Below are 24,053 nucleotides of genomic sequence, written 5' to 3' on the forward strand. Positions count from 1 at the left end.
AAATTGATTCAGTCCTCACCTCGACAATGTTTCGATAAGCCCAGTACGACACACAAGAATGACAAATCTATAACCTGACTCCTACCCCAAATTCAACAGCTTCGGCTTTTGCACCATGAGACTTTAAAGTCATGGCTCCAAAAAATTTCTTACCAAAATAACGTTTTAAGCCTATTCTAATATATGTTCTCCCTTCAAAATCAAAAGGGTAGTAAACGTAATAACCCAGTTGTGTTTCTATGGACATTCTATTAATAAACAACTCATGCCCAACAAACAAACCAACACGTTTGTAATCTTCATCACCGCTCACATTTTCTTCAGGAAAAGCAACCGATTGGTAATAAATCAATTCTTCCAAAAACTTGGAAAAAAATACATCTGCACCAAGTTGAATGGCACTGACATGGCTTAAGCGTTTATCTGCATAAGCAGACACAATATAAAACGGAAACTGACCACTACCAATAACATCACTTTGATTAATACCTGTCCTAAATGCAATATTATACTTAATGCGTTCTGTAAATTTCTCGTCACTTAAGTTGTCTATATATTCTGAGTTCTCTTCGTCTAAATCATAAGTAAGTCCTAAATTAAAAGCTACAGTGTTTACACTTGTGTTTGGAGCTTTAACATTGGCGTTAGAATAATGTATTAAAGATAAACCTGCTTGCAAACCCACACGATTAAAGAGACGCTCTTTCTTATAATTTACCATCATATAAGTAGAACTCAATATATGCGATCCAAAAGCTATATTTTTATGATTATCTACTTTATCGTAAGGATTGGTATTATAAGCTAAACCTTGCCCAATGCGTAACATTAAATTTCGTTTAAAGAAATAAAAATTATAATGTGCGTAAAGTCCATAATTTTCGCCTAAAACTTCATTTCTTAAATTCTGAAAGATGAAAGACGCTCCATAATCAGGATAGTTATACCGCTGTTGCCAATCTTCGTTTCCAAAGGTCTTTTTATTCCAACTAAAAATAACACCTTCGGGATGGCCAGTAATTAAATGCAGTATATCATTATTATGAAGTGCAATATTTCCTGAGAAATAATTGAGATCAAAATATGAATCTAAAGCTTCCTCGTTTTGCGAAAACAAGGAAAGTCCGAATAGAATTATTAAACTCGTAAGCCAGTACTTCATAAATAAATGGTTACTGGCAAAAGTAAGAGAATATTTAATTTATAATAACGTTGCCAATAAAGATACTACAGTTATTAGCAATAATTTAAATGCAAACCTAAGTTCTATTTTATACTTTTTCATGATTTAGGGTTTTTTCAAAATTCTATAATATCTGGGATTAGAAGTTTATCTATAGCTAAAGAAACCGTTATTAAAACATTATATAAATCAACTTACCTATTTAGATTAATGCAATTGAGCCGATAATTTTAAAACATCAGACAAGACCCCTCTTGCCGTAACAGTTTTTCCTGCGCCAGCACCCTGAATTACCAAAGGCTGTTCTTTGTAAGCTTCAGTATAAAATTCAAATAACGTATCTGCTCCTTTTAGTTGACCCAATGGTGAAGCTTTAGGCTCTGAAATCAATTTTACTTCCAATGAATTATTAACTGTATCTAATTCACCCACGTAACGCAGAACTGATTTAGGTTTTTGTATCTTTTTACTATTTTCAAAAACAGAATTCAGCTCATAAGAACGCGCTCTAAACTGTTTTAAACTTGTTTGCCCATTAAGTTTTTTAGGCACCAAAGATTCTATCTTCACTTGGCTTAACTCAGCCTTTACTCCAAGTTCTCTTGCTAAAATCAATAGTTTTCTGGCCACATCTTTTCCAGATAAATCATCCCTAGGATCTGGCTCTGTTAAACCTGCTTCAGAAGCATTATTGAGTATCTCATTAAAGGGTAAATCTTCTTCAGAAAATCGATTAAAAATATAACTTAAAGACCCCGAAAACACACCTCTTATTTTAGTGATATTTTCACCAGATTGATGCAAGTTTTTTACAGTTTCAATTATTGGCAGCCCAGCGCCGACATTAGTTTCGTATAAAAACCTCCTGTCATTCCTTTTTAAGACTTTTCTTAAATTTTCATAGAATTTATGACTTAACGTATTCGCTACTTTATTTGCTGAGATAATATGGAACCCATTTTCAATAAGCAGTTCGTAATTATTTACAAACTCCTTACTTGCAGTGAGATCAATGGCAATGGTATTTTTGGCATCAATGGATTTAAAATACTTAATAATATCCATAATATTGTAAGGTTCAGAAAAAATCTCAAAGTCGACTTTCCAATTCCCATCAGTCTCATTTGCAAAAAAGGCCAATTTTGAATTTGCAATTACAGGAATCCGTATATCTAATTGCTGTTCATTTTTTAGCTTATGCTTAAGCTTTTGAATTTGATTGATTAACGTAGAACCTACATTACCAATTCCGAATATAGCTAGATTTATAGTTGTCATTTTTTTCGATTTTTAAATTAAAAACTGGTTGTAATAGCTTGGCTAATTGATGGTATTCGATTAGAAAAGCATCGTGTCCATCATTAGATTTCAGCTCACCAATGGTAACGTTTTCCTTAACTGATTTTAGCTCAACAAACGTACTCCAGTTCTCATCCGACTTAAATAATAAATCGGAGTTAATAGTTATAATGTGGATGTGTGCTTCTATACGTTTTGCCACATCTGTAAAGCTATTTTTCCCTTGGGTAACGTCTATGGTCTTTAAAATTTGGTTCATCATTTTATAGGCCGAAAGTTTAAAACGAAGATTCAGCTTTTCACCATGATGCTTTAGCCACGCCTCAATGTTATAAATAGCTTTGGATTTTTTTGATCTATTGAATTTTGAAGTAACCGACTCTGGTGTTCTATAAAATGTCATAGCGTGTAGCCGCGCATCACTTATAGGCTGAGACGAATGATTTAATATTTCATCTTGAATAAAACAATTACCGATTACCCAGTCAGTAGATTTCCAATCTGTAGCAATAGGAACAATATAATCCGCTAAACTAGGTCGCAAGGCAGCTAATTCCCAAGTAACTCCTCCACCAACTGAAGCGCCAATAACAGCATGTAGATGGTAAATATTGAGGCGATTTAAACCTTCTGAAAAAAGCCTCGCAATATCCCTAGCCGTAAATTCTTTGTAATATTTTGTGAAAGATTCATCAATATCACCAAAGCCGTTTCCAGGGCAATTAAATGCTAAAACACAATATCTATTTGTGTCTATGACCTTGTCTTTTCCCACGATATCATTCCACCAACCATTTTCTCCTGTAACTTGTGAGTTTCCTGTTAAAGCATGATTGACTAAAACAATAGGATAATCAGCTATCGGTTTCCCAAAAATCTGATATGATAATCTCAGGTTTATTCTTCTCCCGCTGCAAAGTTCAAAATGATCGAACTCTATATATTGAAGTACACTCATAAAAAAAGATTTCATTATTAATTTTGGTGATTGATAATAAATCAAACCGAGCGAGACCTATCACTCAGTTTGATTAACACAACACTAATAGATTAAGGTATTAAACTAAATGCGGTTTATTTACCCACTGAAAAGCTTCTTTTAAGTCTGCTTTTAAATCTTCAATATTTTCCAAACCAACAGACAAACGAATTAAGTCTTTTGTTACTCCTGTACTTTCTTGAGCTTCATCGCTCAATTGCTGATGTGTTGTACTTGCTGGATGAATAATCAATGATTTTGTATCTCCTATATTGGCTAAAAGTGAAAACAGTTGTGTCTTGTCCGCAATGGTTTTTGCAGGTTCATAACCACCATCTACACCAAAAGTTACAATACCGCTCTGTCCTTCTGGCAAGTATTTTTTAGCAAGATTTCTGTATTTGCTTGTTGCTAATCCAGGGTAGTTGACCCAAGTAACTTCGGGTTGTTCTTGCAACCATTTTGCAAGTTCGAGTGCATTTTCGCTATGCCTTTTTATACGTAACTCCAATGTTTCTAAACCTTGTATAATCTGAAATGCATTAAATGGGCTCAGCGCACCTCCATAATCCCTTAAACCCTCAATCCTTACCTTAGCAATAAAAGCAGCAGCTTCTAAAGCTTCGCTATATATTAATCCATGATAACCTGCTGATGGTTCTGTAAATTCTGGGAATTTCCCATTGGCCCAATCAAAAGTACCTGCATCAATGATGACTCCGCCAAGTGCTGTTCCATTACCATTGATATATTTTGTTAGCGAATGAATAACAATATTGGCACCATAATCAATTGGGTTTAACAAATAAGGAGTCGCCACCGTATTATCCACTATCAAAGGTACTTTATACGCTTTGGCCTCTTTTGAAATGGCTTCTATATCTAGGACATCGAGTTTTGGATTACCAAGTGATTCAATAAAAAACGCTCTTGTATTTTCCTGAGCTGCCTTATTTAAGTTTTCTGGATTTGAAGGATCTACAAATGTTGTTGTAACACCATGTCTTGGAAGTGTTACGTTCAACAAATTATACGTACCACCATATAAACTATTTGAAGCGACAATATGATCTCCAGCTTTGAGTAGTGTAAGCAATGTCGTAGCTATTGCCGATGTTCCCGAAGCTGTAACAACTGCAGCAATACCGCCTTCTAAGGCTGCTAATCGCTGTTCTAAAATATCATTGGTGGGGTTGTTGATTCTAGTGTATATGTTTCCTGTTTCTGCCAAAGAAAATAGATTGGCAGCATGATCCGAATCATTAAACACATACGCTGTCGATTGATAAATAGGAACTGCCCTTGTTCCTCCATTGTTTTGGACATCGTGCCCTGCATGCAACGCCTTCGTTGCGAATTTTTGCGTACTCATTTTTCTAGTTTTTTGAGTTAAAATAAATTAAACCAAAAGCCAAATGCGCCTTAAAAAAGCGTACTTAATAGAAAAATGTTATAAAGAAATTGCTAATCACAGATGAGTAATTAGTCTCGAGTTATCTATCCGAATTTACAAAAAATGACTTGCACATTCAAGTAGAATTTAGCACCTTCTTAGTGAATCTAAGGGTTGCTAAGGCTTCAACGGGTCTATTCCCTCCACCTTTCTTGATAACATTTCAGTAAGTGTTTGAACTTTGTGAGTACAAATATTGCATTACAAAAATTTAATTTCAAAATAATTTGACCACTTTTTTATTTTTTTAACAATCCAAAACTACACAATTCACTGTAAATAAAACTCTTAAGCCAAGAAAGCAACATTAAATACTTATCACAATCATTCTATTTTTAAGATTTACTTATCAGTTAAAGACTTTCTATCTTAAATTTTAATCTTTACTTTTGCCAAGGCTATTTAAATTTTAAACAGTCTTAAAATTAAGAGGAAAAATTTGCCTGATTGCAACCTCTCTGTTTTTTTTATTTTAGAAACAGATACCTAAATAACTTTTAGGGATAAAAATGCTAAAACAGAAAGTAACCCACTTTTGTAGCGACAAAGCAATCACCGAAATTCCTTTTTAGTTTAATAACCTTAACAAAAAGATATTTATGCCATATTTATTTACTTCTGAAAGTGTTTCGGAAGGACATCCAGATAAAGTAGCAGATCAAATAAGTGATGCTTTAATTGATAATTTTTTAGCCTTTGACCCAGAATCTAAAGTGGCCTGTGAAACATTGGTCACTACTGGTCAAGTTGTGCTTGCTGGCGAGGTAAAATCCAACACCTACTTAGATGTACAAAAAATAGCGAGAGATACGATCAACAAAATTGGTTATACCAAGAGTGAATATATGTTTGACGGTAATTCTTGCGGTGTGTTCTCGGCAATACACGAACAGTCGGAAGATATTAATCGTGGTGTGGACAGAGCTTCTAAAGAAGAACAAGGTGCTGGCGATCAAGGAATGATGTTTGGCTATGCGACAAATGAAACCAATAACTATATGCCCCTGGCTTTAGATATTTCTCATTTAATCCTAAAAGAGTTAGCAGCACTTCGTCGCGAAAATTTGGATATCACCTATTTAAGACCAGATTCTAAAAGCCAGGTTACAATAGAATACAGTGATGATAACACACCTCAGCGTATTGATGCTATTGTCATTTCTACCCAACACGATGATTTTGACTCTGATGATGCCATGCTAGCAAAAATTAGAAAAGATATTGTTGAGATATTAATCCCTAGAGTCGTTGCTAAAGTACCAGATCATATTAAACCACTGTTTAATAACGATATTACGTATCACATTAACCCAACAGGTAAATTTGTTATTGGTGGGCCTCATGGGGATACAGGTTTAACTGGTCGGAAAATTATTGTGGATACTTATGGCGGAAAAGGTGCACATGGTGGTGGTGCTTTTTCTGGTAAAGACCCAAGTAAAGTAGACAGAAGTGCAGCTTATGCAACACGGCATATCGCTAAGAATTTAGTTGCAGCAGGACTTTGTGAAGAGGTATTAGTACAAGTCTCTTATGCAATTGGTGTTGTAGAACCTATGGGAATATTTGTGGACACCTATGGCACTTGTCCTTTTAACTTAACCGATGGAGAAATTGCAAAGAAAGTTGAAGCTATTTTTGATATGCGACCAGCCGCAATTGAAAATCGTTTAAAGTTGCGTCAACCAATGTATAGTGAAACAGCCGCATATGGCCATATGGGAAGACAAAATGAAGTCGTAAATAAAACCTTCGATCAACCTTATGGAGAACCTATTTCTATTGATGTTGAATTGTTCACATGGGAAAAACTTGATTATGTGGATAAAGTAAAATCGGCATTCGGTATTTAGTACGCATAATAAGCTTATAGCTTTTATAACCTCACAAACATTGTGGGGTTTTTTGTTTAGTCAATTTATAAAAAGGTAGGGAATTATTAAATCTATCTGTTTTATAAGAAAGATTAGCAACTCAATTAAATCAATACATTATGAAAAACATTAAAAATTTCCCAAATCTTATTTTAATGCTTCTACTTTCGTTATTCCTAGCAACGTCTTGTGAAAAAGACGATGGTGGTTCTGGAAGTGGAGAACAACAAGAAAATATTCCAGATACATTCTCAGAATATTTTGGCAACCAAATATCAAGGGATTTCCTTGGAAATGTTATCGATACTGACAGAAACCCAATCGAAGGCGTTACCATTACCATTGGAAATCAAACAGCCATCACGGACAGTAATGGTATATTCATTTTAAACGATGCTAATGTTAATGAACGTTTTGGCTATATAAAGGCTGAGAAAACGGGCTACATTCATGGATCACGAAGTGTCGTGCCCAGCAATGGAACCAACAAAGTAACTATTATGTTACTTGATGCTACTGTAACTGGCACCGTAAATAGTGGAACATCAGAAACTATAACTGCTAACGGTGGCAGTTCGGTTAGTTTTGACGGTAATTTTATGAAGGAAGATGGCTCTGCATATTCGGGCTCTGTGGATGTGATCATGCATCACTTAGACCCATCAGACGAGGATATGTCCATGCAGATGCCAGGAATGCTCTATGCACAAAATGAAGATGGTGCAGAACGTATGTTACAAACCTTAGGTATGCTTGCCGTAGAATTAAGAGGCTCTGGTGGTGAAGATTTAAATTTAGCAGAAGGGTCAACGTCTGAAATCAAGATTCCTGTGGATGCGAGTTTAATCAGTATAGCACCTGCTACCATTCCATTGTGGTATTTTGATGAAGTCAATGGCTACTGGAAAGAAGAAGGAGTGGCTACACTACAAGGTAATATGTATGTTGGTACGGTTTCACATTTTTCGTTTTGGAACTGCGATATACCAGCTCAAGCGATTACACTTTGTGTCACTGTTACTGATGAAGATGGCAACGCCCTAAACAATCTAAATGTAACCATAACAAGTGGAACATTTGGTACAAGAGGAGGCTATACCAATGAAAATGGTGAGGTTTGCGGTTATGTACCTAGCAATGAAAGCTTAGAACTCAATGTTTATAGTTATGAACTGTGTGGAGATGCTACATTACTTACAGAAATAGTTGGGCCATTTAGTACAGACTCTAGTATCTCAGTTATTTTACCTAGTAATCCAGACATAATACAAGAAACTATTACAGGTAACTTTAATACCTGTAGTGGTGATGCTGTTACCGATGGCTATGTACAAGTTTCTTATGGTAACCAAACCTTTACAGATGTTGTTAGCGACGGAACTTTTGAAGTCAATTTATTACGATGTACAGATAATGACACTTTTGGTATAGAAGGAAGTGATTTTGTTAACCTTCAGTCTACAGATAGTATTAGTTACACGTTTACAACTCCATTGACTAATATTGGCACCATTAGCGCATGCAATACAATTACGGAGTTTATACAATACACTATTGATGATGGTGATTCAGTATTTTTGACGGAAAATATTGATGCAAGCTTTTACATGAGTGGTGATATGCTTCCTAGATTAGGTATATCATCATATTCTAATGACCAAGAAGATTTTTTCTATTTTCAATTTAGACTCAATGACAATCCTCCTTATACTGGAGAATATTTGGCAAATGGATTTGGAGACGCCATAGGCTTTGGGTCAGAAAGTCAAGATTTACCATTTTTTGATGCTAACCCAAATAATACTGTAATTAGTAATATTACTAGCTTTGGCGACGTTGGAGACTATATTGATATTAACTTTAGTGGTGATTTCGTAAGTGTTAATGGCAATATAAGTTCCGTTACAGGAATAATCCATGTGCTGAGAGATAACTAAAGCTCATAAATATATTTTTAGTAAAAGCCTTCTTATAATAAGAGGGCTTTTCTTTTTTTATAAGAATTTTCACGCAACCATTTATTGATTTTTACATCTATTAAAAAAGAAAACTAAATCAATCGCTATGAAATCAACAAAAATTATCTCAACACTGCTGTTCACTTTTCTGTCACTACTTTCTTCTTGTCAAAAAGATGATGGTATCTCAGAACGCAACCAACAACAAGAAAATATTCCAGATACATTCTCAGAATATTTTGGCAACCAAATATCAAGGGATTTCCTTGGAAATGTTATCGATACTGACAGAAACCCAATCGAAGGCGTTACCATTACCATTGGAAATCAAACAGCCATCACGGACAGTAATGGTATATTCATTTTAAACGATGCTAATGTTAATGAACGTTTTGGCTATATAAAGGCTGAGAAAACGGGCTACATTCATGGATCACGAAGTGTCGTGCCCAGCAATGGAACCAACAAAGTAACTATTATGTTACTTGATGCTACTGTAACTGGCACCGTAAATAGTGGAACATCAGAAACTATAACTGCTAACGGTGGCAGTTCGGTTAGTTTTGACGGTAATTTTATGAAGGAAGATGGCTCTGCATATTCGGGCTCTGTGGATGTGATCATGCATCACTTAGACCCATCAGACGAGGATATGTCCATGCAGATGCCAGGAATGCTCTATGCACAAAATGAAGATGGTGCAGAACGTATGTTACAAACCTTAGGTATGCTTGCCGTAGAATTAAGAGGCTCTGGTGGTGAAGATTTAAATTTAGCAGAAGGGTCAACGTCTGAAATCAAGATTCCTGTGGATGCGAGTTTAATCAGTATAGCACCTGCTACCATTCCATTGTGGTATTTTGATGAAGTCAATGGCTACTGGAAAGAAGAAGGAGTGGCTACACTACAAGGTAATATGTATGTTGGTACGGTTTCACATTTTTCGTTTTGGAACTGCGATATACCAGCTCAAGCGATTACACTTTGTGTCACTGTTACTGATGAAGATGGCAACGCCCTAAACAATCTAAATGTAACCATAACAAGTGGAACATTTGGTACAAGAGGAGGCTATACCAATGAAAATGGTGAGGTTTGCGGTTATGTACCTAGCAATGAAAGCTTAGAACTCAATGTTTATAGTTATGAACTGTGTGGAGATGCTACATTACTTACAGAAATAGTTGGGCCATTTAGTACAGACTCTAGTATCTCAGTTATTTTACCTAGTAATCCAGACATAATACAAGAAACTATTACAGGTAACTTTAATACCTGTAGTGGTGATGCTGTTACCGATGGCTATGTACAAGTTTCTTATGGTAACCAAACCTTTACAGATGTTGTTAGCGACGGAACTTTTGAAGTCAATTTATTACGATGTACAGATAATGACACTTTTGGTATAGAAGGAAGTGATTTTGTTAACCTTCAGTCTACAGATAGTATTAGTTACACGTTTACAACTCCATTGACTAATATTGGCACCATTAGCGCATGCAATACAATTACGGAGTTTATACAATACACTATTGATGATGGTGATTCAGTATTATTATTTGAAAACTTTTCAGCTGCATTTAACGAAAACCTCAATAGCTCTTCTGCTCCTAGTATAGATATCGTAGGGCGAGGCAATAATCAAGTTGATTGTTTTTATTTAAATGGTCGATTGGATAACTCAAACTATCTGGGAACATATGACCACATCAACTATGATATCCTTAACGATACTGGATTTTTCATCGGCGAATGCATAAGCATTTCAGACGAAAATAATAGTATTATTTATAACCTTTCGGCCATAGGCGAAATCGGTGAATACATTGATATAAATTTCAGCGGATCTTATGAAGATAATAATGGCAACCCTCACACAATTAATGGAGTTGTACATGTCTTAAGAGACCAATAGAATAAAAGGAAACGAAAAGCCTTATCCACTTCGGATTTGCCAGGTTAGAAGAGAAGGCATCCTTTTAATTTATAAAGTATAAGTCAATCGAAACGTTACGAACCGCGCCTGTATAAAGGTCTCAGAACTAAATACTGAGATATTACCAGCTCCATTGCTAATATTAGAGTCAATGTCTAATAAGTTAGAGGCGATTAATGAGTATTCCCATTTGGCATCTCTATTCTTTCTGTAACGTAAAGAGGCATCCCAAGTTTTAAAGGATTCTTTATTGCCGTCGTTATTTTGCTCTGTAAAGGTAAAATCCGTAATAAAGGTTAAGGCATCCCATACATAAGCATCGAACCTTACAGATGGTGCATGTGTGATAAATTTTGTTGAGTTACTTCCCTGGTCATTATCGTTAACCGTATATCTATATCTTAACCTAACATTTGGTGCTTCTCTAAAGTTGGTTCTTATTTCTGGTGAGTAGCTCTGTGTAAAACTCTCGTTTAAGGATTGCCTCCCCTGTACAAACTGGTTAAGCTTACTATACGAGAAGTTTGCTCCTAATCGTGCTCTAATTTTCCCAAAAGTACGTTCTACACGACCAAAAACTGTAGCGTTTTCATCCGCAAATTGCGAATTAAAGAACGAACTTGTTCTAATAACACTTTCAAAATTTGTTAAGGAACGTATCTGGTCTTCATTAATACTATAATTAACCCCAGCAAAAACATTGGTGTAGTTAAATAAATTAAAACTACTATAGAATAACCTAAAATTATGTGATAAGGCATTTTGTAATTCTGGATTACCAAATTGAATACTATTAAAATTATTTAAGACCAAGCCTTCAGCTATATTGGTGACATCCGTAAAAGTGTTGGTCATGTTATAGTTGAGTTGTAAAGCTTCACTTTTCTTAAACTGAATTCGCATTTCAAAATCTGGCAACACATCAAAGAAGTTATCTTTAAATGTATTATTTGCTTGTGTATTTTGATTGCTATAGGCATGAAAAGATACTCCAGGCGTAAAGATGAATTTACCGGTTTTAAATCGATAATGCACACCCAAATACACATCACTAAAGCGGTATTCAACATCTTCATTTTCAGCAGATAACAAATTACCATCTAAATCTGTGAGTATTGGTGTTGGATCTAAACGTGTATCATCATCTAAAAACTGAAAGAGATTTGAATTGAACTTTTGGTTACTAAAAATTGTCCCCAAAGTAAGATTGATATTGCTCTTAGAATTCAAAATATTATAATAATCTAACTTTACATCTAATTGGTTACTCTTAACACGTCGTTCCTGATTAATATTGTAATTGAACTGATCTCTGTTGAAACCGAGATTTTCAGCAGTTTCATCAAAAGCATCTTCATCTGGCAACATATCATTGGGGTCGTTACCATTATCATTATTTGTAGGATCATTTACCAGCAAAGCATTATAAAACGGATCCTCATCTTTTAGAAGATGTTGTACCTCGAGTGCAAAAATATTATCCTCATTTAAAGTGTAGTAGTAATTTAGATTTTGGTTGATACTATAAGGATTTACCTGGTCTACTTGGTCTGTACTACCTACTACGGATGAGAATAAATCCTGGCGTTCTTCATCATCAGAAATACGTGCTAAAATATCGTAATCTAATTGATTGTTTACATTAGGTTTGTAAGATGCACTCAACTTCGCTATAGCTTGATTTGAAGCTTCTCTACCACTTTGTACTGTAGATTCATCTGGCGGTAAACTTGCCGATTCGTCTATTGGAGTACTTGGGTCATCTTCTACTTCAATATAGTCAATAAAGCTTTCCTCTCTAGTTCTTAAGCGACTGCTGTTGTATATTAAAAACCCACTTAAGTCCAAAGCTTTATTTGGGGAATAGCTAAAGTTAGCTGTGGCTAATTTTGTAATAACTTCTTGGGCATTTTGTATATTGGTAAGACCTCCAAGCCCATTGTCACCCAAGTTAATACTGGTTCCACTTGTTCTACTTGGCAATCTAAATCCTCCACCAAAACCTCTTAAATCTCTGTTAGTAAGTGCCACTTCCCCAATATTATTCATATCGCCAATAATATTGATACTGTATTTTGGACTATAATAAAATAGCTTGGGCTGTACTAAATATAATTCATCATTTGGAGATGGTGCGGCACCAGCACCTGCAGTAATGTCTCCAAACCAAAAATTTTCTTTACCTTCTTTTAGTTTGATATTTATGGCTACATTGTCTTGGTTATTGGTAACACTACGCAACTGACCAACCTCAGAATAATTACGCAATACCTGAACTTTATCCACAGCATTGGATGGAATATTTTTAGTAGCCAGTTTGGTATCTCCATCAAAAAAATCCTTACCATTTACCATAAGTTTACTTACCGTTTTCCCTTCGACTTCAATCTGTCCATCTTCATTAATCTCAACACCCGGTAACTTTTCTAGAACATCTTCCAACTTTCGTTCTGACCCATTTTTAAAGGAATCTGCATTGTATATAAGTGTATCACCTTTAATGGTCACTGGCATCTCATAAGTGAGCTCCACAGCATCTAACGCGTTATCAGTAAGCAATTTAAAGTCTTTGAGGATATTTGCTTCTTTGGTAGAAACAACTTCCTCAAAAGTCTTTAGGCCGATATAGCTCACTTGGATTTTATATGTTGCGTTTTTACCTAAAGCCAAAACGTATTTACCTTTATCGTTAGTAATAGCATAAGACTCTAAAGCACTGGTTTGTTGATTAATGGCAATAACATTAGCTAACTCTAAAGGGTTACCAATACTATCTTTTACAATACCCTGCATTTTAATTTGGGCAAAAGAATAGCTTGCTACTACACAGCATAGTAGTACTAATAATTTTCTCATAAGTTGATTAGATTGTGTTGTTTTTAGTTTCTTCGACCACCTCCGCGACCTCTTCGGCCACCATACATTTCGCGCATTTCTTGCATTTTCTTAGTGATAATTTCGTTATACTCGGCTTGGGTCACCTCTTCTCCTTTTTCAGGTTTTTCTATATTGTCTTTTTCTTCAGGGTTCATTACAATCTTAGTACATAAAATTGTTGTTCTATCTGCACTCACTTCCAAAATAAGTCCCGGTAAACCCCAAAAATCATCAGGACCTTGATTAATCGGTATTTGTGGTGTGTACCATGCCACAACTTCTATAGTTTTTGGAACTTCAATGTCTTGCATTGGGTCGTCACTTGTTTTTGTTGAATCCTTAGCAACTTTCCCTTTGGCCTTTTCTTTATCATCATTTTTTGATCCTTGCCCCGGCCCTCGTCTTCGCATGCTTCTCCAATCAAATTTATCAACAGTTTTTGTAGCTGTAGCTTTAAAGCATGTGTACTGACCTATTTGTTTGGTTTCTGTTCCCATTTTCCACTCCAAGCCTTTCAGTTCATCTTTAATCAAAAACTGTTTACCAAAAAATTCTTGATCTTGTAGCATTTCTTTGGTCTTAACATTTTTATATTTGGGTCCACCCGTAAAGCTACTTCCAAAACGACCAAAGCCTCCGCCAGATCCAGGAGCTTCAAGTTTTTCATCCTCTTCGTATATGGATTCCGTTTTATTAAAAGTTAGTATGTACTCTTTTTCTAAAAATTTTTTCATACGCGCTTCTACTTCCTTTTTTCGTTCTGGTGTCATTTCTCGTCCTCCCCACTGATCGAGATCCATTGTGGTTTTGGACATATAATGAGCTTTACCTTGAAAATCTTGCGAAAAAGAAAATAGACCAGTGCATATAGCAACTATTAATAATATGGTTTTTGAAATTGAGGTTTTCATCTTAAAGGTTTAATGTTGAACTACAAATGTAATCTTAAATATCATTTAGTCTTTCATTAGATAAGCCTTACATTGATAGAATTCAATCTGATTAATATTGAACTCGTTTAATAGAGTTCTTGTGATTTGACCTATTTAGATGCTAAAGGTTAAATTTAATTGTGCTAAACTTATGTTAATTTATTAACCTCGTCTACGCCCCATTCTGTTATTACGGAATTCTTTCATTTTCTCTACTATGGTTTCTTGATATTTTGCTTTGGTTATCTCTTTACCTTTATCTGGAGCTTCAATCTCTAACTTCTCTTCGGGATTCATTACTATTTTAGTACAAAGCATTGTGGTATTACCAGCACTAACCTCTAAAATTAAACCTGGAAGTCCCCAATATTCTAGTGGCCCATGACTAACGGGTATTTGCGGAGAATACCAAGCTTCAACATCTGTCATCGCAACTGTAGTCTCTTCTGTTTCTGTACTTTCGGTATCAGATTCTTTAACGGTATTGTTAGCATTTCTTAATCGGCTCCATGAAAAATCATACCATGCTAAATCGTTGGTTGGAATAGATGCCGTAGCTTTAAAGCACATATAATTGCCTATCTGTTTCGTTTCTTTTCCCAGTTCCCAATCTATGTCTTGTAATTTATCTTTCACCAAAAACTTTTTTCCGTAGAATTCTTGACTTTGAATCTGCACATCTGTCTTTACATTTTTATACTGTTTCCCTGGCGCAAAATTCTTTCCCCAAGAATCAGTCGCTCCAGACATGGCATCTAACTTTTCGTCTTCGTAAAACAATGCTTCTTCTTTATTAAAGGTCAGTATGTATTCTTTTTTTAACCTATTTTTAAGTCTTGCCTTAACTTGCTTTTTCTGTTCTTCACTTAGTCTTGCTCCCCATCTTCCCAATTCCAAAGTAGACTTTGAGATATAATGGGCTTGTCCCTGAAACTCATCAGTCTTAGATTGAGTTACTGGATTAAAATCATTGGGGAAAAAAAATAATACTATTATTAAGCTAAGCTTAAATGCTATTGATTTCATGATATGAAAGTATTAATGTTAATGCTGTTCAACAAAACTACACGAACATTAAACAAAAATGATTTGATTTATCATAAAATTAACTCCTTCAACATATTAATCCTTAACCGCCTATAGTGAAACTCATACTTTCCCCATTTCTATCTCCTTTTTTTGGTCTAAAACGCTCCATCATTTCTTTAGCCTTTTTATCCATAATCTTATCATACTTCTCCTGATTGACCTCTTTACCTTTTGTAGGTTCTGCGATTTCAATCTTTTCTTTAGGGTTTAGTACAATCTTACTACAAATTACAGTAAGTTTTCCGTCATGCACTTCTAGGATTAAACCCGGTAAGCCTTGGTAATAATCTGGCCCATTATTTACAGGAATTTGTGGTGTGTACCACGCAGTAACGGTACGCTCTTCCATATCTGGCTCTTCATCTTCCCCTTTCATTTCTTCATCATTTGTACTTGAAAATAATCTCGGTTTTTCAACCATCTTGGTGAATATTGCTTTATAACATTGGTATTCCCCAATGTATTTCGTTTCGGACTTCAACTCCCAATCAATTTTTTCGAGATTATCTTTCACTAGAAATATCTTACCATAAGTATCTACTTTTTCAGAAAATCTCTGATCTTTTGTATTTTTATAGAGCACATCAGAACCACCGCCACCTCCAATACTGACAATTCTAACACCTTCACCTAAACCAGCATTGGGTTTATCCAATTCTTCCTCTTGTTTATACACAGACTCTTCTTTATTAAAGGTTAACTTAAAGGTCTTTTGAAACTGTTTTTTCATCATTTCCACCATCTTGGATTGCATTTCAGGATTTACCTGAGTACTATCTAGCTTAATATCTAATTGCCTCTGAGTTTTGTAAGTCGCAATACCCTGAAAATCTTGTGCTTGCAAAGTCGCTACCAAACTCAAAAGCGCCATAATCAATGTCCGTATGAGTGTTGTCATTTTACTGAATTTTAAGTGTTACACTACAAATATGTATAAACTATTTTTTCTATTGAGTTAATGAACGTTAACGTGTGTTAAGCGATTAGTTTTACTTAAGTATTACCCATACTTTTGGTGTATGAATGATAGATTGTACAAATATATTCTTTACATCATTTCATTAGTTATTCTAGCAACTATTGGAATTCAAGTCTATTGGAATTATAAGAACTACCAGACAAATAAGCAGCAACTAATTAGAGACGTGCAGATAAGTTTAGACAAAGCCGTGGACGATTATTATGCAAGTTTGGCCAAAGAAACATCTTATACATTTACCACAGACACAGTAGCACCGGATTCTTTAGGTAAAAATAATTCTATAGTAAAATCACATCTAGATGGTTTTAATATAGTCCCAGATTCAATAAACCTTATAAAACTGAAGGACGTCAGTGGTTTGCGAGTAGTGAAAGATTCAAAACCCGATTCACTATTTGTTAATTTTTTTGCCGATTCTGATGCTTTAAACCTTCAGCAAATCGAATTGTTAACTACAAAAATCTTCATCTCCATGCGAAACGACTCATTAGATGTTAGAAAGGTAAACACGCTTCTTATTGAAGATCTAAAAAGAAAAAAACTAGATTTAGATCATCACCTTTCTTATTATCATAATGTATCAGATTCCTTTTTTTCTAATAAAAACATTCATAAGCCCGAACGTGAATTTCTTAATAGCTATAATATATATGTAGAATCTAACTCAGAATTTCTTCCAGAAAACAGTTATTTAAAATTAGGCTTTGCAAACGAAACCAAAACCATTTTAAAACGGAGTTTGGTTGGTATTTTAATATCTTCACTTTTGGTACTTGCGGTTATAAGTTGCTTGTTCTATCTATTAAAAATTATTAAGCGTCAAAAACAATTAGCTGAAGTAAAAAACGACCTCATTAGCAATATTACCCACGAGTTTAAAACCCCAATAGCTACCATTGGAGTTGCTTTAGAAAGCATCAATGATTTTAACGGTATTGATAATAAAGAAAAGACCAAAAAGTACATTGCTATGTCTTCTGAGCAATTAAAAAAATTGAACTTAATGGTAGAAAAGCTCCTTGAAACCGCAACTTTAGATAGTGATAATTTAGAACTCAACAAAACACCTGTAGATGTCGTAGAACTGCTTCACCAGTTAGTCCATCATTATAAAATTCAATATCCCAATAAAGAGTTTAACACTAATATGGAAGTTGACAGTTTAAGGATTAATGTTGATGCTTTTCATTTTGAAAATGCTTTGAATAACATTTTAGACAATGCCATAAAGTATGGAGGAAATCGTATTTCTATTGATTTAACCTTAAAAAAAGGAATTTTTAATATTCTAATTTCTGACGATGGAAATTCATTATCAAAAGAAAACAAAGAGCGTATATTCGAAAAATTTTACCGCATTCCAAAAGGTAATACGCACGATGTTAAAGGCTTCGGAATTGGATTGTATTACACCAAAACCATCATTGACAAACACCAAGGTTCTATTGTGCTTGATTTAAATAAAAGCTTAACCACATTTATAATTACACTTCCAAATGACTAAAAACATAAAACTTTTATTGGCGGAAGACGGAACTGCCTTAGGTCAAATTGTGAAGGAAAGTCTCGAAACTAGGGATTTTGAAGTTGTTCTATGTCACGATGGCGAAAAAGCTTTTGAAAAATATCAAACCGAGTATCCAGAATTATTGGTACTCGATGTTATGATGCCAAAAAAGGATGGTTTTACTTTAGCTAAAGAAATTAGAGCTATTGACGATACTATTCCCATCATATTCTTAACCGCAAAATCCCAACCTGCAGATGTCGTCGAAGGGTTTTCAATTGGTGGCAATGACTACCTTAAAAAACCTTTTAGCATGGAAGAGCTTATTGTTAGAATTCATAATTTATTAAAGCGCACAAAAGTTCAAAAAACAGCTACAATTATAGAAATTGGCAACTACACATTCAATTTCCCTAAGCAACAGTTACGGTATAATAATGAAGACACTGTACAATTAACACATAGAGAAGCGCATCTCTTATTTCATCTTGTACAAAATAAGAATCAGGTTTTAGATCGTTCCTTAATTTTGAACAAACTATGGGGTACCGACGATTTCTTCTCTACTCGTAGTATGGATGTTTTTATTACCAAACTTCGTAAAAAACTTAAAAAAGATGAGAGTATTAAGATTATCAACGTGCGTGGATTTGGCTATAAATTAACGGTTTAATGGCATTTCATCCATAAGATTTTAAAAACCTAATAATTCTCCGTATAAGAATTGGTTCAATTTTTGTACTTTTCTAAATCCTATGCGAAATGTGCTTTTTTTCTTTTTCCTAATAAGTTTTTCAGCAATTGCTCAAAAACAAATACATACCAGTGCAAAAGATTCTACAATATTAAAAGCTGATAGAATATTTGGCGTAGATACTTTTGGAACGCTATACTACACCACAGAAGATAATACGTTTTACCAAAAGACCAAGGACACTACGATTACCTATACCAACTTTCAACTGAGTGAAATAACAACCGCAAATGCTTTTAATCCCCTGAAGATCAATATATTCTATCAAGATTTTAATACCGTAATTATTTTGGACAATCGATTGGCTGAAATTTTTAAAGTCGACTTTAATACTGTTCAACCCTATAAAAATGTGAGCTTTGTTTCTACAGGCTTTGATAATACACTTTGGATTTTCAATCAAGATTTACAGCAGTTAGAATTGTATGATTATAAAACCAATAAAATACGATTAAAAGCAGTACCAGTACAGGCTGATGTCCTAGATCTTAAGAGTGATTATAACTACTGTTATTTACTGACAGAAAAATATCTATACATTTATAATTATTTTGGAAGTCTGGTCAACAAACTTGAAAATATTGGTTATGAATCTATGGCATTTAGTAAGGCACATTTGGTTTTAAAAAAGGGGCAGCAACTTTATATTTTACCTAAAAAAGAGACTGAAATACAACCTATTGCACACCCAAATTTGTTAATAAATCAGTTTTTGGTAACCAATGAAACCTTGTATATTTACGACGACGAAATTCTACGTCAATACCAACTTAAACTAGAATAAATTATGCACATTGCTGTTGCAGGAAACATAGGAGCAGGTAAAACGACGCTCACGAAATTACTGGCCAAACATTACAGGTGGGAAGCGCAATTAGAAGATGTAGTTGACAATCCATATTTGGATGATTTTTATAATCAGATGGAACGTTGGAGCTTTAATTTACAAGTGTATTTCTTGAACAGTAGATTTCGCCAGGTCAACCAAATCCATAATAGCGGAAAGGATATCATCCAAGACCGAACCATATATGAAGATGCACATATTTTTGCACCAAACCTTCATGCAATGGGTTTAATGACCAATCGCGATTTTGAAAACTATTCTTCTTTGTTTGAGCTCATGGAATCTTTTGTAAAAGGTCCCGATTTGCTCATTTACCTACGTAGTTCCATACCCAATCTAGTCGCACAGATCCACAAGCGTGGTCGAGATTACGAAAATACCATTAGCATCGATTACTTAAGTCGACTCAATGAGCGTTATGAAGCTTGGATTACCAAATACGACAAAGGCAACTTATTGATTATTGATGTAGACGATTTGGATTTTGTTGACAATCCTGAGGATTTAGGCGGCATTATCAATAAGATCGATGCGCAGATCAATGGATTATTTTAGGTCATAAAGCCTTTCACAATTATTTTTAAATAACGAACCCATGCTTTTTAGCGTGTTCAATAGCTTGTGCGCTACTTTCTACCATTAAAACTTCTGTGGTTTTAAAACTTTCTACCAGACCTCTAACACGTAACATTTTCTTTTTGTGCTTAACACTACGTAGATAAATGGCCAAAATCCGATCTGGGAATTCCTCTGCAATCTCCATGTATATATCAGGGTCGTGCTCACCACTATCACCTATCAAAATAAACGGTAAATTTGGATATGTTTTTAGTAAATTTAAAATCTCTTTTTGCTTTTGAGGTTTTTCATCCTGCGATCTTCTTTTAAGCAGATTGCTCATGCTCCGCAATAAAATAGGGCCTTTTGGAAAATTGTTCTGTCTTAAAAACAATTCGAGATAACGGTACAAATTCCAAGGACTATGGCTCACATAAAATATAGGATTAGCATTTTTACCAGAAGCACCTCTGTGTAATTTATGATAAAATTCGGCAGCACCTTCAAGCGGAATTCTATTTTTGGCATGTCTAAATACCGAATTATAAATTACTTTCCACTTTAAGGTCGAAACTACTCCCGTATGTAAAATGGTATCATCAATATCACTTGCAACACCAAATTGCGCATTTGTTGAAGGAATAAGAATTTCTCCTGGAAATCTATTTTCGTTTTGAATCGTTCGCTTAACATTAACGTCGTTATAAGATAATTCAAAGGACAGCCAACCTTCCTTATTTGTTATGGCCTTTAAACTTTCAAGATTGGCCTCAACTTTATAATAACCTTCACTGTCCGTAACTCCCTTTAGAATTTTATTGTTTGGCAGTTTTATATTGATACCAACATTTTTGATTTCATCAGTTTCAAAACGTTTCCAAGTATTAACGATAAGATGCCATGTATGCTGGTGCTCAAGGTCAATAGATTCATCTTCCAAGGCTCGTCCACGGGCATAGAAATGAGAGTCTGTGCCATAACCTTGAAATGCAATAATCTGCAGAGGATCTTTTTTGAACATTATATATGTTTGCTATAAAAATAAGAAAGCCTCGTTAAAAACGAGGCTCATAAAAACTAAATTTAATAATTATTTGATTAAAAGCTTTTTAGAAAGACCTTTAGAATTATTAATTATATATAATCCTGAAGTCAAATCTTCTAGATTAAGAGATTTTGAATCAGCGACTTGTTTTATAAGTCTTCCCGACATGTCATAAATTTGGTAATCATCTACTTTACTAAAATTTACTTGATGCGTAGCTGGGTTTGGAAACATACTAAAATTGTCATTTAAGTTATATTCATTAAGACTTAAAGACACATTATCTAGTGAATAGATAGTCAATGTAGCACTGACTTCATTAGAAACTATAATAAGGGCTGTTCCTGTAGGACTATCGTCTTCACTTACAAAAACAATACCTTCTGGCCCAAGGTCTCCACTCTCAGGATCTCCAGCAACTGAGCCACGATTGTTAAGATACTGAATAAATACAGGTGCAGATGGGATGGTGACATCATATATCATTACGCCACCAATACGTTCTAGAAGTACAAACGCATAATATGAGCCATCTATTTCTTCTACTATTACCGCTTCAGGCTCAGGACCTTTATTATCACTTCTATTCTTGAAACTATTGTTGCTATTGCTTGCATTAAAGATTGCACCATAAGTAGCATCTGCCGCAGTTATCACTTCAAAATCATTACCACTATCTGAGACTAAATTACCAGTATCAGCCTCGAAAATACTGAATGATCTACCACCATAAACATGAATCTCTTCAAATTCTGGATCAGTATCTGTATTACCAGAAGCGATAGTTACGTTAATATCCCCCAAATTGGTTTCCAAAGCTAAAATATCGGCATCCCCAAACACCGACGGGTCTAAAACGTAATCACTGTCTCCTAGTTTACGTTCCTCAGCATAACCATTATAATCACGGGCATCACCTTCATTAGCAGTTATGATATAAGATTGACCACCAATGTTAAAATAATCAATACCATCTGGCATATACATTCCATATATTGGCCATGTGGCATCAAAGATAAAATCAGTTTCATCACTTGTATCCAAACTATTCTCTATTTGGCTGTGGTCTTTTAAGCCAAAGGCAACAACATCTGTAACCATATTTGTTGATAAATCCACAATGGCCATAGCATTATTTTCCTGTAATGCAACATAAGCTATTTGGCTATCATCGGATACAGCTATGTACTCTGGCTCCAAATCTTCTGAAACAGTTGCGCCTGGCCCAAAAATACGAACACCTTCTGCCAATAAAGTAGTTTCTTGAGAATCAAAAGCGTTAAAGCTTATATTGATAACATCACTTTGATCTATACCTGCTAAACCGCCTGTAACATCAATAACAGAAATACTGCCTTCTGGATCTATGGTATAGTCACCGTTAGGTTCTCCTTCATTAGCAGAAACTAACTTTGTACCATCTGGGGTAAATGTTATCATATCTGGCAAAGCTCCTACTGTTACTATTACTTGGTTATTGCCGTCAATATCTGAAAACATTACAAAACCTGGATCCGTAGAAGGGTCTGCTGCAATTGCTACCGCTAATAAACCATCACTGACAGCAACACTTTGAACTCCATCTGTATTTGCAGGTAGACCAATAGTTGCTATGGGTGAAATACTACTCGGATCCGAAAAATCCAAAACTTCGATACTTTCATCATTTGTTACAAATAAACGCTGCGATGCTGCATCGTAAGTGGTGATTTCAGCAGTACCGCTCACATCCACCAAATAATCTGACAAAAAATTTACATCTAAAGCAGAAGTATTTTCTGTCGGCACTATGGTATCATCGTCTAATATATAGACAGAAAAAGCAGCCTCGCTTCCAATAGATGCACCAATAGCATTTTCTAACATAACCATAAAATACAAATCACTACCATCCGCACCGTTATCTAAGATCGGGATACTCAATGTTTGATCATCTGTACTGCCTGATAAAAATGTTAATGCTTGTACAGTTGGAAATGTAAAATCAACTCCTTCTGATGCCGTACCTCCAGCAACTAAAACAACATCAACGGTAACGTCTGATGTAGGAGCTTCTGAAATTGAAACAGTCAAAGTGATACTAGTATCGTTTTCCATTACTGAATCATAAACTGCAGTAAATTCTACCTCAGGAAGTGTTGATGGTAGTACATTACCTGGAGAACCGATATTCGGAACATCATTCATAGCTCCACCTAAAGCATCTGTTGCAACCGCATTATTGGCATTACCAACTGTACTAAAAGCTGTAAGACTGACATCGTAAGACTGTCCGTCATTAGCTGCTGTATCTGGATAAGAAGCAGTTTCAAAAGGCGATGACATATTTGGATCCCCTAACCAAAGGGTTACACTGTCGCCACTTCCACCAAGTCCAGCTCCGTCTGTAAAACCAATTTCAATTCCTGTGAGATCCACAACAGCTCCCCAAATATTAGAGAATGTATCTACCTCCCCAGATGCATTATCAGAAATTAAAACGATTACAGTCTCACCAGGTTGAATATCCGTAATACCCAAAATTACATCGGCATCAGCTGCATCTGCCGACTCATCGTCATAGTATAAATCTTCGTTAACACCAGAAACCCAAGCTACAGTGCCTGAATTATAAATTTCGAACCAGTCCTCGGTTAAATCTGTACCGTCCTGACCAGGAAACATTTCGGTAATTTGCAGATTAACTTGTGCAAAACCGATAGTTTGAAGTAATAAAGTTAAGAGTAAAATAGTTTTTTTCATGTTGGATTAATTTTATTTCCATAAAACTAATATCAAAA

The 24,053-nt window shown here is 34.9% G+C and carries 17 protein-coding genes and 1 riboswitch; of the genes, 7 read left to right on the plus strand and 10 right to left on the minus strand.

The window, feature by feature from the left end:
* Positions 1–67 precede the first annotated feature (67 nt).
* The 4 genes from KCG49_RS09860 to KCG49_RS09875 all read right to left on the minus strand — a co-directional run bounded on the left by KCG49_RS09860 (position 68) and on the right by KCG49_RS09875 (position 4,833).
* Positions 68–1,162, minus strand: coding sequence for an acyloxyacyl hydrolase (locus tag KCG49_RS09860; RefSeq protein ID WP_218546221.1), 1,095 nt, complete (start codon positions 1,160–1,162; stop codon positions 68–70).
* 228 nt (positions 1,163–1,390) lie between these two features.
* A complete protein-coding gene (locus tag KCG49_RS09865) occupies positions 1,391–2,461 on the minus strand; it encodes a homoserine dehydrogenase family protein (RefSeq protein ID WP_218546222.1) in 1,071 nt (356 codons plus the stop codon).
* Entirely contained in the window at positions 2,424–3,440 is a 1,017-nt protein-coding gene (locus KCG49_RS09870; RefSeq protein WP_218546223.1) for an alpha/beta fold hydrolase, read from the minus strand. The genes KCG49_RS09865 and KCG49_RS09870 overlap by 38 nt, the downstream gene beginning before the upstream one ends.
* A gap of 100 nt (positions 3,441–3,540) precedes the next feature.
* Positions 3,541–4,833 carry an O-acetylhomoserine aminocarboxypropyltransferase/cysteine synthase family protein gene (locus KCG49_RS09875; RefSeq protein ID WP_218546224.1) on the minus strand — a complete coding sequence of 431 codons (1,293 nt, stop codon included), beginning with the start codon at positions 4,831–4,833 and terminating at the stop codon, positions 3,541–3,543.
* Between the two features lie 118 nt (positions 4,834–4,951).
* Positions 4,952–5,076: riboswitch (SAM riboswitch) on the minus strand.
* 437 nt (positions 5,077–5,513) lie between these two features.
* Here KCG49_RS09875 and metK point away from each other — a divergent pair.
* From metK to KCG49_RS09890, 3 genes are all read left to right on the plus strand, one after another.
* Positions 5,514–6,767 (plus strand): methionine adenosyltransferase, encoded by a 1,254-nt coding sequence (gene metK, locus KCG49_RS09880; protein WP_218546225.1) that lies wholly within the window; start codon positions 5,514–5,516, stop codon positions 6,765–6,767.
* A 140-nt stretch (positions 6,768–6,907) separates the two neighbouring features.
* Entirely contained in the window at positions 6,908–8,725 is a 1,818-nt protein-coding gene (locus tag KCG49_RS09885) for a hypothetical protein (RefSeq protein WP_218546226.1), read from the plus strand.
* A gap of 127 nt (positions 8,726–8,852) precedes the next feature.
* Positions 8,853–10,661 (plus strand): hypothetical protein, encoded by a 1,809-nt coding sequence (locus KCG49_RS09890; protein WP_218546227.1) that lies wholly within the window; start codon positions 8,853–8,855, stop codon positions 10,659–10,661.
* 69 nt (positions 10,662–10,730) lie between these two features.
* Here KCG49_RS09890 and KCG49_RS09895 read toward each other — a convergent pair whose 3' ends face one another.
* The 4 genes from KCG49_RS09895 to KCG49_RS09910 form a co-directional block, all read right to left on the minus strand.
* Positions 10,731–13,538: a TonB-dependent receptor gene (locus KCG49_RS09895; protein ID WP_218546228.1), complete on the minus strand. Its 2,808-nt coding sequence runs from the start codon at positions 13,536–13,538 to the stop codon at positions 10,731–10,733.
* Positions 13,539–13,561: 23 nt separating this feature from the next.
* Complete coding sequence (locus KCG49_RS09900) at positions 13,562–14,470, minus strand: GLPGLI family protein (protein WP_218546229.1); 909 nt, start codon at positions 14,468–14,470, stop codon at positions 13,562–13,564.
* A gap of 183 nt (positions 14,471–14,653) precedes the next feature.
* A complete protein-coding gene (locus tag KCG49_RS09905; RefSeq protein WP_218546230.1) occupies positions 14,654–15,517 on the minus strand; it encodes a GLPGLI family protein in 864 nt (287 codons plus the stop codon).
* Between the two features lie 103 nt (positions 15,518–15,620).
* Positions 15,621–16,478: a GLPGLI family protein gene (locus KCG49_RS09910; RefSeq protein WP_218546232.1), complete on the minus strand. Its 858-nt coding sequence runs from the start codon at positions 16,476–16,478 to the stop codon at positions 15,621–15,623.
* A 121-nt stretch (positions 16,479–16,599) separates the two neighbouring features.
* On the opposite strand from KCG49_RS09910, the gene KCG49_RS09915 reads away from it, so the two are divergent.
* From KCG49_RS09915 to KCG49_RS09930, 4 genes are all read left to right on the plus strand, one after another.
* Positions 16,600–18,066, plus strand: a complete 1,467-nt coding sequence (locus KCG49_RS09915; RefSeq protein ID WP_218546234.1) for a sensor histidine kinase — start codon at positions 16,600–16,602, stop codon at positions 18,064–18,066.
* Complete coding sequence (locus KCG49_RS09920; protein WP_218546236.1) at positions 18,059–18,742, plus strand: response regulator transcription factor; 684 nt, start codon at positions 18,059–18,061, stop codon at positions 18,740–18,742. Before KCG49_RS09915 ends, KCG49_RS09920 begins: the two co-directional genes overlap by 8 nt.
* An 82-nt stretch (positions 18,743–18,824) precedes the next feature.
* Positions 18,825–19,607 (plus strand): hypothetical protein, encoded by a 783-nt coding sequence (locus KCG49_RS09925; RefSeq protein ID WP_218546237.1) that lies wholly within the window; start codon positions 18,825–18,827, stop codon positions 19,605–19,607.
* A 3-nt stretch (positions 19,608–19,610) separates the two neighbouring features.
* On the plus strand, positions 19,611–20,225 hold the full coding sequence (locus KCG49_RS09930) for a deoxynucleoside kinase (protein ID WP_218546239.1): 615 nt from the start codon (positions 19,611–19,613) through the stop codon (positions 20,223–20,225).
* Positions 20,226–20,250: 25 nt separating this feature from the next.
* Here the strand turns inward: KCG49_RS09930 and KCG49_RS09935 are convergent, their stop codons facing one another.
* Entirely contained in the window at positions 20,251–21,249 is a 999-nt protein-coding gene (locus KCG49_RS09935; RefSeq protein WP_218546241.1) for an App1 family protein phosphatidate phosphatase, read from the minus strand.
* Between the two features lie 69 nt (positions 21,250–21,318).
* Positions 21,319–24,015 (minus strand): choice-of-anchor I family protein, encoded by a 2,697-nt coding sequence (locus KCG49_RS09940; protein ID WP_218546243.1) that lies wholly within the window; start codon positions 24,013–24,015, stop codon positions 21,319–21,321.
* Between the last annotated feature and the right edge of the window lie 38 nt (positions 24,016–24,053).

Source organism: Winogradskyella luteola (assembly GCF_019203985.1).
Lineage (GTDB): Bacteria > Bacteroidota > Bacteroidia > Flavobacteriales > Flavobacteriaceae > Winogradskyella > Winogradskyella luteola.